The following is a 13,503-nucleotide window of genomic DNA, read 5'->3' on the forward strand; positions in this document are numbered from 1 at the left end:
ATGAAAATCATTATATCTCCAGCAAAGTCTCTAGATTTCGAAAGTAAAGTTCCTACTAGTTTGCATACGCAACCTCGTTTTTTAGAACAATCAGAAAAACTACACAAGAAACTAAAAACACTTTCAAAAAATAAATTATCCGACTTAATGAAAATTTCTGATGATTTAGCTGCCTTAAATTATGATCGCAATCAAACTTGGGAAACTCCGTTTACAACCGAGAATTCTAAACAAGCTATCTACGCTTTTACTGGTGAGGTTTTTAGAGGAATTGACGTTAATTCTTTGGATGAAAAAAAATTACCCATTTTGCAAGAACGTCTGCGTATTTTATCTGGTTTATACGGCTTGTTAAAACCGTTGGATTTAATACAACCGTACCGTTTAGAAATGGGAACACGTTTACAAGTTGGTAAAACAGAAAATTTGTACAAATTTTGGGATAATTCTGTTGCTGAAGCTTTGAATACTGAATTAGCTGATGGTGAATTATTGATCAACTTAGCCAGCTCAGAATACTTTAAAGTGTTGCCAAAAAAGGTTTTAAAAGTACCGATGATAACGCCAGTCTTTAAAGATTTTAAAAATGGAGAATATAAAATTGTGATGACATATGCCAAAAAAGCGCGTGGATTAATGGTGCGTTTTATTATTGAAAACAACGTTAAAACCATCGAAGAATTAAAAGGTTTTAATATTGATAAGTATCGTTTTTCTGAAGAAATGTCTTCTGGAAATGATTTGGTGTTTACCAGGTAATTTTTAGTTAGTCGTTTTTAGTAGCAGTATGAAATGGCAGTATGAAATGGCAGTATGAAGTGGCAGTGGACAGTTGCAGTTGCAGTTGCAGTTGCAGTGGACAGTTACAGTGGACAGTAGCAGTTGCAGTTGCAGTATTTAGTGGAAATTGAGCAATAGCTTCTTTAGATAAAGGACTAACTTTAAACTGAACACTTAGACTGAAAACTGAGACTGAGACTGAAGACTGAAAACTGAAAACTGAAAACTGAAGACTGAAAACTATATACTGAAGAAAAACTTAATCAATTCTTCATTTTATGCATCACCCAAGTATGTGGCGCAGTAACTGCAAATAAAATTACAAAAACAACGGTTGCAAATAACTTTATTTGAGGAACTAATTGGTATAAAATTAATAACCCAGCGATGCTAATGACCCAATAAATCATAGCTTTTTTTACATAAAATAGGGTGTTTTTCTTGCTCAAATCTCCCGAAATAAATTCTATTTGGTGGATTATTGAAGGAATAGAGTGCCAAAAAATAAAGTAGATGGCAAAACCTAAAATCAAAGAAGAAGTTTTAAAAACTAGAAATAATAGCAGTAAATAAAAGAATTCTTTCACAAATATTTCGACCGTATTTTTTTTAGCTAAAACCAAATACAAACTTCCGGTAAATAAAAAAATAGCGCTCGTTATTAACGTAGTTTCAATTTGAAGTTTAGTGAATGTTGCCCCTGTGAGTTCTATCATAATGGTATCTACATCCATAATTGATTGATAAAAGAGTAACGAAAAAATAAACAATCCGTAAGCTAAAAAGTAAACTACATTAAATAAAAAATTTAAATTGATTGTTTCACCAAGATGTTCTTCTCCAAAATGATAAGCGCTTAGTAAAACGAAAAGTAAAATCGCAATAAAAGGGCTGATTAAATAGATAAAAACACATAAAACAATAATACTTATATAGATAATAAGGTTTTTTCTAAACGTTTTATCAATTTTATCTTTAGTAGATAGAATTAATAAATCGTTGGCACCGTGCAAAATACCTATAGAAACAACCATTACATACGCTAATAAATCTTCTACTACTTCTCCAAATTGAATACTTATCCAAAATAAGAAAAATGTAAAAAAGATCATAAAATCTTGATAATTGTATGTTTTTTTTGCTACCATATATCAAAGTTATGAATTTTTATTGTATTTTTGTTTAGCGTTTACAAATAAACGTTAAACAATTTTTACTAACTTAAATCTATTTACAATGAATTTATCAATTAATTTTTTGTCGGTTGCAAAGATGGCGCCCGATGATTATGTTGGGTTTACATTTTTTGTAGGCTGTATGGCTATGATGGCCGCTTCAGTATTTTTCTTTTTATCAATGAGTAGCTTTGATAAGAAATGGAGAACATCAATTTTAGTTTCAGGTTTGATTACTTTTATCGCTGCTGTACATTATTGGTACATGAGAGATTATTGGGTATCAAACATGGAATCGCCAACTTTCTTTAGATACGTAGACTGGGTATTAACAGTACCATTAATGTGTGTTGAATTCTATTTAATTTTAAAAGTAGCAGGAGCTAAAAAATCGTTAATGTGGCGATTAATTTTCTTATCTGTAGTAATGTTAGTTACAGGATACATGGGAGAAGTTCTTTACAGAGATCAAGCATGGTTCTGGGGATTAATTTCAGGTCTAGCATATTTCGTAATTGTGTATGACATCTGGTTCGGTACTGCTAAGAAACTAGCTGAAGCTGCAGGCGGAGCTGTATTAAAAGCACACAAAACATTATGCTGGTTTGTATTAGTTGGATGGGCAATTTACCCAATTGGGTATATGGCAGGAACTCCAGGATGGTACGAAGGTGTATTTGGAGGATTAGACTTAGATGTTATTTACAACATTGGAGATGCTATTAACAAAATTGGATTTGGATTGGTTGTTTACAACTTAGCTGTTCAAAGTTCTGAAGAAATCAAAAAATAATAATTTTAATTAATTATTTTAGAGTCCAAAAGCCTTAAAAAGCCTTTGGACTTTTTTTTTAACAATCAACGATTCTAACAGTAACCGCCAAACCTCCTTCGGATGTTTCTTTGTAATTTTTATTCATGTCTTTTGCAGTTTCCCACATCGTATCAATTACTTTATCCAAAGAAACTAAACATTCTTTCGGATTGGTTTCTAAAGCAATTTCTGCGGCATGAATCGCTTTTATTGCACCCATAGAATTTCTTTCAATACAAGGCACTTGCACTAAACCACCAATAGGATCACAAGTTAACCCCAAATGATGTTCCATCGCAATTTCTGCTGCGGATAAACATTGTGCAGGAGAACCACCTAACAGTTCGGTTAAAGCAGCTGCTGCCATTGCAGATGACACTCCTATTTCTGCCTGACAACCTCCCATTGCTGCAGAAATTGTGGCATTCTTTTTAAAAATACTACCAATTTCGCCAGCAACTAATAAAAATCTTTTTATGTGACTAAAATCTGCTTGATGATTTTCTATTACTAAATAATACATTAAAACAGACGGTATTACACCTGCACTTCCGTTTGTTGGTGCGGTTACAACTCTACCTAAAGCAGCATTTACTTCATTTACAGAAAGTGCAAAACAGCTTACCCATTTTAAAATTTCTCTAAATTTAACTTCGGTACTTCTAATAGCAGTTATCCATTGCTCTAGATTTTTATACGTTGTGTCTTTAATTAATTTATTGTGTAAATCAAACGCTCTACGCTTTACATTTAATCCGCCAGGAAGTTTGCCTTCTGTATGGCAACCAATATGCATACATTCTAACATCGTTTCCCAAATTCTTTTCAATTCAAAATCGATCTCATCGGCACTTCTTAATTCTAATTCGTTTTTTAGAACGACATCAGAAATTAGTAGATTTTCATTTTCACAATATTCTTCTAATTGTATTGCTTTGTTTATTGGATACGGAAAATTCTTTTTAGTAATTTCTATTACTTCTTCTAAATGGTCTTTTTCTTGCACAATAAAACCTCCACCGATAGAATAATAGGTTTCAGTTGATATTTCTTTGCCTTTACAAAAACCTCTAAAAGTGATTCCGTTTGCATGAAAAGGAAGAAAGTCTTTATTAAAAACAATATTTTCAAAAGAAAAAGTAATTTCTCTTTCGTTATTAAATTGTAATTTATGTTGATTTTTAATTTGACTGACGATATTTTCAATTTCAGGAATAGGAATATATTCTGGGTCTGTACCACTTAAACCTAGCAAAATTGCATAATCTGTAGCGTGTCCTTTTCCGGTAAGAGACAAAGAGCCAAATAAATCTATTCTTATTCCATCTATTTGATGAAATAATTTAGTTTCGTTTACAGTTTTAATCCACTGTTGTGCAGCTCGCCAAGGCCCAAGCGTATGAGAACTTGATGGACCAACACCAATTTTGAGCATATCAAAAACACTAATAAATTGCGACATCCGTAAAAATTTGACTTATTATGGCTGTAAATGTAAAAAATCCAACTCAATGAGTTGGATTTATTTTGATATTATTAAAAGAAACTTATTTACATTCCGTAAATAGACTCTTTATCAAATTTCTTAACTAACATGTAGTAAACCACAGCTCTGTATTTTTTTCTTTCAGACTTTCCAATTCTTTCCATAACTTCTTCTATTCCTGCATCTAATTTAGCATCATCTGCCAAACCTAATTTTTTAATTAAGAAGTTATTTTTTACTGTTGCTAATTCTTTAGCATCAGAACCAGAAACTGTTTCTGCGTCTGCTTTGTAAATAGATGGTCCTAAACCTTTTGTTACAGCTGCTAATAAATCAGAATTAGAACGTAAATCTCTGTCGTCCATAAATTTCTTGTACAATGCTACTTTTTCATCAAATTTACTCATGATTTTGTTTTTTAAATTATTAATTTTTTGTTAAACTTCCCAAATATAAGAAAATAATTAATTATTTCAAATTGAATAGGTGCTCTTTAATTTGGACACAATTTATGTCAAAGTGTCACAAATCATTAAAAAATATTTTCTAAAACTGACATTTTCTAATTAAAAAGCAGTTGGCACACAGTTTGCCAATTGTTTAAATGTAAAATTGAATTAAGAATTTTTTAAATATAAATATTGAGTTATGAGTAAAATAATTGGAATAGATTTAGGAACAACAAACTCTTGTGTATCTGTAATGGAAGGTAACGAGCCTGTTGTAATACCTAATGCTGAAGGAAAAAGAACAACTCCTTCGATTGTAGCGTTTGTAGAAGGTGGAGAGCGTAAAATTGGTGATCCTGCAAAAAGACAAGCTGTTACAAACCCAACAAAAACAGTTTATTCTATTAAACGTTTTATGGGTAATAAGTTCTCTGATTCTTCTAACGAAGTAAAAAGAGTACCTTATAAAGTTGTAAAAGGTGATAATGACACGCCAAGAGTAGATATTGATGGTCGTTTATATACGCCTCAAGAAATTTCTGCAATGGTTTTACAGAAAATGAAAAAAACAGCAGAAGACTATTTAGGAACTACAGTAACTGAAGCTGTAATTACGGTACCTGCTTATTTTAACGATGCACAAAGACAAGCTACAAAAGAAGCTGGTGAAATTGCTGGTTTAAAAGTTAGAAGAATAATAAACGAACCAACTGCCGCTGCATTAGCGTATGGTTTAGATAAATCTCACGATGATAAAAAAATCGTTGTTTTTGATTTTGGTGGTGGAACACATGATGTTTCTATCTTAGAATTAGGAGATGGTGTTTTTGAAGTATTAGCTACAGATGGTGATACACATTTAGGTGGTGATGATGTTGATGCAAAAATCATTGACTGGTTAGCTGCTGAGTTTAAAGCGGATGAAAACATGGATTTAACTACAGATCCAATGGCTTTACAACGTTTAAAAGAAGCTGCTGAAAAAGCGAAGATTGAATTATCTTCTTCTGCTTCTACAGAAATTAACTTACCATATATTACTGCTACCGCAAGTGGCCCAAAACACTTGGTAAGAACTTTATCTAAATCAAAATTTGAGCAATTAATTGATGATTTAGTAAAACGTACAATTGCACCTTGTGCTACTGCGTTAAAAAATGCTGGTTTATCAAAATCTGATATCGACGAAATAGTTTTAGTTGGTGGTTCTACAAGAATTCCTGCTGTACAAGAAGCTGTTGAAAAATTCTTCGGAAAAGCGCCTAGTAAAGGTGTAAATCCTGATGAAGTTGTTGCTTTAGGAGCTGCAATTCAAGGTGGAGTTTTATCTGGTGATGTTAAAGATGTATTGTTATTAGACGTTACACCTTTATCTTTAGGTATCGAAACAATGGGGAATGTTTTCACAAAATTAATTGATGCAAACACAACTATTCCTACTAAGAAATCTCAAGTATTCTCTACAGCAGTAGACAATCAACCATCTGTAGAAATTCACGTTTTACAAGGTGAAAGAGCAATGGCTGCTGATAATAATACAATTGGTCGTTTCCATTTAGATGGTTTACCTCCTGCACAAAGAGGCGTACCTCAAGTAGAAGTTACTTTTGATATTGATGCAAATGGTATCATTAAAGTTTCTGCTCAAGACAAAGGAACAAACAAATCTCATGAAATTAGAATTGAAGCTTCTTCTGGTTTATCTGAAGAAGATATCGCTAAAATGAGACAAGAAGCAGAAGAAAATGCTGATTCTGATAAGATTGCTAGAGAAACTGCAGAAAAAGTAAATGGAGCTGACTCTATGATTTTTCAAACAGAAAATCAATTAAAAGAATTTGGTGATAAATTATCTGATGATAAAAAAGCACCAATTGAAGCTGCTTTAGTTGAATTAGTTGCTGCTCATGAATCTAGAGATATTGCACTAATTGATGCTGCAATGGAGAAAATTAATGCTGCTTGGAAAGTTGCATCTGAAGAAATGTATGCTGCACAAGGAGCCGGAGGAGCACCTGGAGCAGAGCAACAAGGTCAACCAGAAGCTAAAGACGCTCAAGGAGACAATGTTGAAGATGTAGATTTCGAAGAGGTTAAGTAAGCAGAATGTTGAATTTGTTTTTACAAATTCTTACATATCGCTTATCCCGCCTTTTAGGGGCATCTCAAGAAGATCATCTCTAATTAATTTAGGGAATCACAAGAAGTTAATCTTAAACTTGTTTCAGATTATCTCAAGAAAAACATATTTTCTTAAAATAACTAAAACGCAATCATTCATTTGATTGCGTTTTTTTATGATTAAAAATTGTCTGCTTTTAATTACTTTTGATGCTTATGAAAAAATTTATATTTCTTGTACTTCTATTAGTTTTGATAATTTCCTGTTCAAAAAAAACCTATTCGTCTTTTAAAATAGGTATTATTGCAGATTGCCAATATTGTGATTGCGAAGTAAAATGGGACAGGTACTATAAAAAATCTCCACAAAGATTAAAAGAAGCAATTGCTATTTTAAACAAAGATTCTTTAAATTACACCATTCATTTAGGTGATTTTATTGATCAAAAAATGAGCAGTTTAGATAGTATATTACCAACTTGGAACAGTTTGAAGTCTACATCTTATCACGTTTTAGGAAATCATGATTTTGACGTTAGCGAAGCCCACAAAGAAAAGATTATCGAAAAACTAAATTTAAAAGATAGGTATTATAGTTTTGTAGAAAGAGATTGGCGATTTATTGTTTTAGACGGAAACGATTTAAGCTTTTACGGCACAACTTCAGAGCTTAAAAAACAACAAACAGATTCACTTTTCAATTCTTTAGAAAATAAAAATTTACCTTATTTAAAAAAATGGAATGGCGGTTTGAGCAATACGCAACTAAATTGGATTCGATCAGAATTAAACAAAGCTGTTCAAGAAAATCAGAAAGTTGGTTTTTATTGTCATTTTCCCATTTTTCCAATAGATCAACATACTATTTGGAACAGAGAACAATTTTTATCTTTAATTAAACCATATAAAAATGTAAAATTGTTTTTTAATGGTCATAATCATGCAGGCGCTTATCAGTTGGTTGATAATGTGCACTATTTAACTTTTAAAGGAATGGTAGACACAGAAAAAACCTCTGCTTTTGCGAAAGTAAAATTTGATAAAGACACTGTTTTTGTAGAAGGTTTTCATAGAGAAATTTCAAGAAAATTAATCATCAAATAATTACTTAACTTGAAAACCTACAATCAAACCAACTTTTTTAAACACACTTTTTGCGAATTCGATCTAATTGATACTTTTGAATTCCCAGAAAACACCAATTATAAAAGTAAATCAGAAAGTATTTATTTTTATACGGATGAAGGCGTGTACAGAAAATCGAATCATTGGGGAAGAGTTGCAAATTGTAGATGGAAAATAACTACAAATGAAAACTATAAAAATCAACAAATAGTTATCGGATTTGCAAAATGGAGCGACTTCTACCCCATCAGTTCATCAGAAAAACTATTTTTTATTGCTGTAAATTTTGATAAAAGAACAGCTAAAATTCAGTCAGGCACAAAAGATTCTACCAATCATTTATTTACATTTTCTGAAGCTCAAAAACGAATAAAACAGAGTACTCATTTATTAAATGAGGATAAATGGACACGTTATTTTGAAGCAAGTATAAAAGACATCAAATTTAAAATTATTTCTGATTTTATCAATTCTGATAAAACGTTGCAAGAAATTAAGAAGTGTTATAAATAATTCAAGCTTTGGAATTGTTATTTCGCAGAGTTTCACAGAGAATTCATAGAGATTATTAGAAAAATGAAAAAAGGTAAAAAATAAATTCCTTTTAAGTAGCTTTGCATTTCTAAAAATCTACTATTCTAAATTACTAACAGTCATAAAAAATGAATATCCCACAGTCAAGTTTCCCTAGAGTTGTTATAATTGGTGGCGGATTTGCAGGTTTAGCGGCTGCAAAAGGGTTAGAAAAACAAGAATTACAAGTAGTTTTAATAGACAAACATAATTACCATACGTTTCAACCGTTACTCTATCAAGTTGCAACGGGCGGATTAGAACCAGATTCTATTGCTTTTCCTTTAAGAAAACGCTTTAACGATGTAGAAAATTTTTATTTTAGATTGGCAGAAGTGCTAAAAATCAATCCAGAAAAAAATCAGATTGAAACATCGATTGGTAATTTAGACTTTGATGAGTTAATTATTGCAACAGGTTCTACCACTAATTTTTTTGGCAATACCAACATCCAAAAACATGTAATGGAAATGAAATCTGTTCCGCAATCTTTAGATATTAGAAGTTTAATTTTAGAGAATTTTGAAGAGGCATTGCTAACTTCAAATATGGATGAAAGAAATGCCTTAATGAATTTTGTAATTGTTGGTGGTGGACCAACAGGAGTTGAACTAGCTGGTGCTTTAGCAGAAATGAAAAAAGGAATTTTACCTAAAGATTATCCTGATTTAGACATCCGTCAAATGCAAATAAATTTGATTCAAAGTTCTAGCGAAATCTTAAAGGGGATGAGTGCAAAAGCATCCGAAAAAGCAGAAGATTTCTTAATTCATTTAGGCGTAAATGTTTGGAAAAATTTACGCGTTTTAGAATATGATGGAAAAACAGTTACGACCAATAGTGCCGATTCTTTTAGAGCAGAAACTGTTATTTGGGCTGCTGGTGTAAAAGGAGAATTGATTAACGGTTTAACTACAGAATGCATTGTAGAAAGGGCTGCAAGAATAAAAGTTGACGAATTTAACAAGGTTTTAAATTACACAAATATCTATGCAATTGGTGATATTGCTTGTATGTCATCCTTAAAAAACCCAAACGGTCATCCAATGATGGCGCAACCTGCCATTCAACAAGGAAAATTAATCGCAGAAAACATTTTAGCCAAAATCTCTAACGAAACACAAACTCCTTTTGTTTATAAAGACAGAGGCTCTATGGCAACAATTGGTAGAAATAAAGCCGTTGTAGATTTAACTTTTTGGAAATTTCAAGGAGTTTTTGCTTGGTTTGTTTGGATGTTTGTGCATCTGTTTTCACTTATCGGTTTTAGAAACAAGGCCGTCGTTTTTCTAAATTGGGTCTATAATTATATTCGTTTTGATCGAGAATCAAGATTGATTATTAGACCTTTTAAAAAGAATAAAAAAGCATAACAGTTCAGATTGCTTTTTACACGTTTCAGTATTTCTTTTTATTTTAAAAAGTAAAATCGCTTCACTTTTGTAGTATCAAAAACAAATCAGATGAAACGTTTTATAGGTATTCTATTTTTAAGTAGTCAAATTTCTTTATTTGCTCAAACTACAATTTCAGGAAAAGTAACCGATATTAGAAGCAACCCAATATTAGGTGCAAATATCTATTTAGACGGCACTTACGACGGAACATCCACAGACGAAAATGGAGACTTCTCTTTTAAAACATCAGAAAAAGATACTCAAACTTTAGTAATTTCTTTTATTTCTTTTGAAACTTTTATAAAAACTGCGGATGTTTCAGCCCTCAAAAATTTACACATAAAGTTAAGAGATGATGTAAATTCTTTAGATGCCGTTGTTATAAATGCAGGTACTTTTGAAGCTGGCGAAAAAGCAAAAGTAACCGTTTTAAAACCTTTAGATATTGTTACAACGGCAAGTGCGCAGGGCGATTTCTTAGGTGCTTTGCAAACATTACCAGGAACGGCAACTGTTGATGAAGATGGACGCTTGTTTGTAAGAGGTGGTGAAGCCGAGGAAACTCAGATTTTTATTGACGGAATTCGTGTTTTTACACCGTACACACCTAGTGCAAATAACATTCCTACACGTGGACGCTATTCGCCTTTTTTATTTAAAGGAATTACCTTTTCTACGGGTGGTTATTCTGCAGAATACGGGCAAGCGCTGTCTAGTGTTTTGTTATTAGAAACCATCGATGAACCAGATCAAGAAAAAACAGATGTGTCTTTAATGACGGTTGGAGTTGGTGTTGGAAATACCCAAATTTGGGATAAAAACTCGCTGAGTGTAAATGCTTCTTATATTAATTTAGCGCCGTATCAAGAAGCTTTTCCAGACAGAAATAAATGGAACAAACCGGTACAATCTGCGAACGGCGAAATGATTTACCGACACACTTTTAAAGACGAATCTTTACTAAAAATTTACGGCGCTTTTAGTTATACTAATTTTGAATTAATTCAGGATGACATTAATTTCACGGATGGTTTTCACTTTGGATTGCAAAATAGAAACTTATATTTTAATAGTTCTTACAAAAATAAATTTAGCGATAATTGGAAACTTGAAACGGGTTTAAGTTTTACAAATGATCATTCTAATTTAAAAATTATTGATGACAAAATTGATAATACAGACAACTCTGTACATTTTAAAATAAAACTAAAAAAACAGTTTACAACGCGATTTAAAATCAGTTTTGGGTCAGAATATTTTATCACAAATTTTGATGAAAGCTATATACAAATCAATGCTCAAAAATTTACCTACGGCTTTAAAAACAACCTATTCGCATCGTTTGCAGAAACTGATATTTTCTTTTCTAAAAACTTGGTTACCAAAATCGGAATTAGAGCAGAGCATTCTGGGTTATTAAACGAATTTACCATTTCGCCTAGGGCTTCGCTTTCTTATAAATCAGGAAAAAACTCGCAATTTTCTTTGGCATATGGGCAATTTTATCAGAATCCAAAAAACGATTATTTAAAATTTAATGTTGATTTTAAAGCTGAAAACACATCGCATTTAATTGCAAATTATCAACACACAAAACAAAATCAAATTTTTAGAATTGAAGCCTATTTTAAAGACTACAATGATTTGGTAAAATATAATACTGATGTTGTTGGCTTTAACTCAAATTTCTCGAATAACGGAACTGGTTTTGCAAAAGGAGTCGATATTTTTTGGAGGCAAAATGGACGTATCAAAAACACAGATTATTGGGTTTCATATTCTTTTCTAGATACAGAAAGAGACTATAAAAATTACCCAACAGCGGCAAGGCCCAATTTTGCCTCAAAGCACAATCTATCTTTGGTTGGTAAACACTTTATAACAGATTTAAAAAGCCAAATCGGGTTTACCTATACCTTGGCTTCTGGCAGAAATTACACAAATCCTAATGAAGCCGGCTTTTTAAATAATCAAACAAAAAACTACAATTCTTTAAGCTTAAATTGGGCGTATTTAATAGACCAACAGAAAATTTTATATTTCTCTGCAAACAATATTTTAGGTACAAAAAACGTATTTGGTTATAATTATAAAAACACACCAAATACAAATGGCACTTTTGACAGACAAGCTATAATCCCAAATGCAGACAGCTTCTTTTTTGTAGGCTTTTTCTGGACAATGAGCGATGATAAAAAGAGTAATCAGTTAGATAATTTGTAGTATTTTTTGAAGCTATTTCCTGCTTTCCACTATATCTTTTTTCGCTAAAATTTCTGCTAAAAAGCAAAAATTACATCAAAAAAAGGATGCCGTTTCAATCAGGGCTAAGCATTTTTATAGGCAATTACACACACTAAAAATAAATACATAAATTAAAAACAACAGTTCAGTACTAAAAAAATACAATTCGGTATTATTCTTGCTAAGTTGTTATAAAAACGTTAGATATTTGAATCATCAAAAAAAAAATATTATGAAAAATACAATCTTAATCTTAGCTATTCTTTTTTCTGGAATATTTTCTACTAATGCGCAAGAGAGCGAAACTTTCGATTTAACAATTGAAGTAAAAGGAATCAAAGAAAATAAAGGAAAAATCTTTATTGCAATTTACGATAGTGAAGAAAATTTTCTTAAAAAAGAAATCGGAGTTATTGCCGATGTAAAAGACAAAAAAGCTACAGGCATACTTAAAGGATTAAAGAAAGGTTCGTATGCTGTTTCTTTATTTCATGATGAAAACAATAATAAAAAAATGGATACTAAAATTTTTGGTATTCCCAAGGAGCCGTATGGCTTTTCAAATGATGCAACTGGTTTTATGGGACCGCCAAAATTTCAAGACGCAAAATTCAACTTAGACTCCAATAAAACAATCACCATAAACGTAAATTAAAACACTTTAATTTAACACCAAATTACTTAAAATCAATTAATTATGAAAAATTTATTTTTATTCATAGGGCTATGTATTGCCTTAAATGTAACTGCTCAAACTCCATATCAAACAGGAATGAAAAAAGCTTTCTCTCTTTGGGAAGCAGAAAAAATGACAGAAGCTTCGCAGCTTTTTGAAAGAATTTCTACCGTAGAAACAGAAAACTGGTTACCTTTTTATTATGCTGCAACTATAGAAATAATAGGAAGTTTTGGTTTAAAAGAGGAAGCAATACTAACTGCCAAATTATCAAAAGCACAAGAATTTTTAAATGCTGCTTCCTCCAAATCAGAAAATAATCCAGAAATTATAATAACTCAAGCTTTATTAAACCTCGCTTATATCGCTTTTGATGGTCAAAAATACGGAATGACGCTATCCGGAAAAAACAATCAATTATATGCGCAAGCTTTGCAAATTGCTCCGCAAAACCCTCGAGTAATTTTAGGAAAAGCAGAATGGGAAATGGGTGCTGCAGCCTTTTTTGGAAAATCTACAAAACCGTATTGTGATGAAATAAAGCGCGCAATAACTTTAGGTAAAGATGAAAAAATTGAACAAGAATTTTATCCGAAGTTTTTATTAAAAAGAGCTTTAGAAGTATTGAAACAATGTGAAAATTAGTTTTCAGTTTTCAGCACT

The 13,503-nt window shown here is 31.5% G+C and carries 12 protein-coding genes; 9 read left to right on the forward strand and 3 right to left on the reverse strand.

Annotated features, from left to right (window positions below):
- Nucleotides 1–759, forward strand: a complete 759-nt coding sequence (gene yaaA, locus BTO16_RS07770) for a peroxide stress protein YaaA (protein WP_105021038.1) — start codon at nt 1–3, stop codon at nt 757–759.
- Nucleotides 760–1,043: 284 nt separating this feature from the next.
- Here yaaA and BTO16_RS07775 read toward each other — a convergent pair whose 3' ends face one another.
- Nucleotides 1,044–1,928 (reverse strand): Brp/Blh family beta-carotene 15,15'-dioxygenase, encoded by an 885-nt coding sequence (locus BTO16_RS07775; RefSeq protein WP_105021039.1) that lies wholly within the window; start codon nt 1,926–1,928, stop codon nt 1,044–1,046.
- Between the two features lie 88 nt (nt 1,929–2,016).
- Between BTO16_RS07775 and BTO16_RS07780 the strand changes: the two genes are divergently transcribed.
- A complete protein-coding gene (locus BTO16_RS07780; RefSeq protein WP_211298210.1) occupies nt 2,017–2,748 on the forward strand; it encodes a bacteriorhodopsin-like in 732 nt (243 codons plus the stop codon).
- Nucleotides 2,749–2,806: 58 nt separating this feature from the next.
- Here the strand turns inward: BTO16_RS07780 and BTO16_RS07785 are convergent, their stop codons facing one another.
- Entirely contained in the window at nt 2,807–4,231 is a 1,425-nt protein-coding gene (locus BTO16_RS07785; RefSeq protein WP_105021040.1) for an L-serine ammonia-lyase, read from the reverse strand.
- An 89-nt stretch (nt 4,232–4,320) separates the two neighbouring features.
- Nucleotides 4,321–4,662, reverse strand: coding sequence for a DUF2853 family protein (locus BTO16_RS07790; RefSeq protein ID WP_105021041.1), 342 nt, complete (start codon nt 4,660–4,662; stop codon nt 4,321–4,323).
- A 241-nt stretch (nt 4,663–4,903) separates the two neighbouring features.
- Between BTO16_RS07790 and dnaK the strand changes: the two genes are divergently transcribed.
- From dnaK to BTO16_RS07825, 7 genes are all read left to right on the forward strand, one after another.
- Complete coding sequence (gene dnaK, locus BTO16_RS07795) at nt 4,904–6,805, forward strand: molecular chaperone DnaK (RefSeq protein WP_105021042.1); 1,902 nt, start codon at nt 4,904–4,906, stop codon at nt 6,803–6,805.
- Between the two features lie 236 nt (nt 6,806–7,041).
- Nucleotides 7,042–7,929 (forward strand): metallophosphoesterase, encoded by an 888-nt coding sequence (locus tag BTO16_RS07800; protein ID WP_105021552.1) that lies wholly within the window; start codon nt 7,042–7,044, stop codon nt 7,927–7,929.
- Between the two features lie 9 nt (nt 7,930–7,938).
- The gene (locus BTO16_RS07805) at nt 7,939–8,463 is read left to right on the forward strand and encodes a hypothetical protein (RefSeq protein WP_105021043.1); all 525 of its coding nucleotides are present in this window, start codon (nt 7,939–7,941) and stop codon (nt 8,461–8,463) included.
- A gap of 149 nt (nt 8,464–8,612) precedes the next feature.
- Nucleotides 8,613–9,896 carry an NAD(P)/FAD-dependent oxidoreductase gene (locus tag BTO16_RS07810; RefSeq protein WP_105021044.1) on the forward strand — a complete coding sequence of 428 codons (1,284 nt, stop codon included), beginning with the start codon at nt 8,613–8,615 and terminating at the stop codon, nt 9,894–9,896.
- Nucleotides 9,897–9,986: 90 nt separating this feature from the next.
- On the forward strand, nt 9,987–12,143 hold the full coding sequence (locus BTO16_RS07815) for a TonB-dependent receptor (RefSeq protein ID WP_105021045.1): 2,157 nt from the start codon (nt 9,987–9,989) through the stop codon (nt 12,141–12,143).
- 253 nt (nt 12,144–12,396) lie between these two features.
- The gene (locus tag BTO16_RS07820; protein ID WP_105021046.1) at nt 12,397–12,819 is read left to right on the forward strand and encodes a DUF2141 domain-containing protein; all 423 of its coding nucleotides are present in this window, start codon (nt 12,397–12,399) and stop codon (nt 12,817–12,819) included.
- 42 nt (nt 12,820–12,861) lie between these two features.
- Nucleotides 12,862–13,485: a hypothetical protein gene (locus tag BTO16_RS07825; protein ID WP_105021047.1), complete on the forward strand. Its 624-nt coding sequence runs from the start codon at nt 12,862–12,864 to the stop codon at nt 13,483–13,485.
- Nucleotides 13,486–13,503 lie beyond the last annotated feature (18 nt).

It is taken from the genome of Polaribacter glomeratus, assembly GCF_002954665.1.
Taxonomy (GTDB): Bacteria; Bacteroidota; Bacteroidia; order Flavobacteriales; family Flavobacteriaceae; genus Polaribacter; species Polaribacter glomeratus.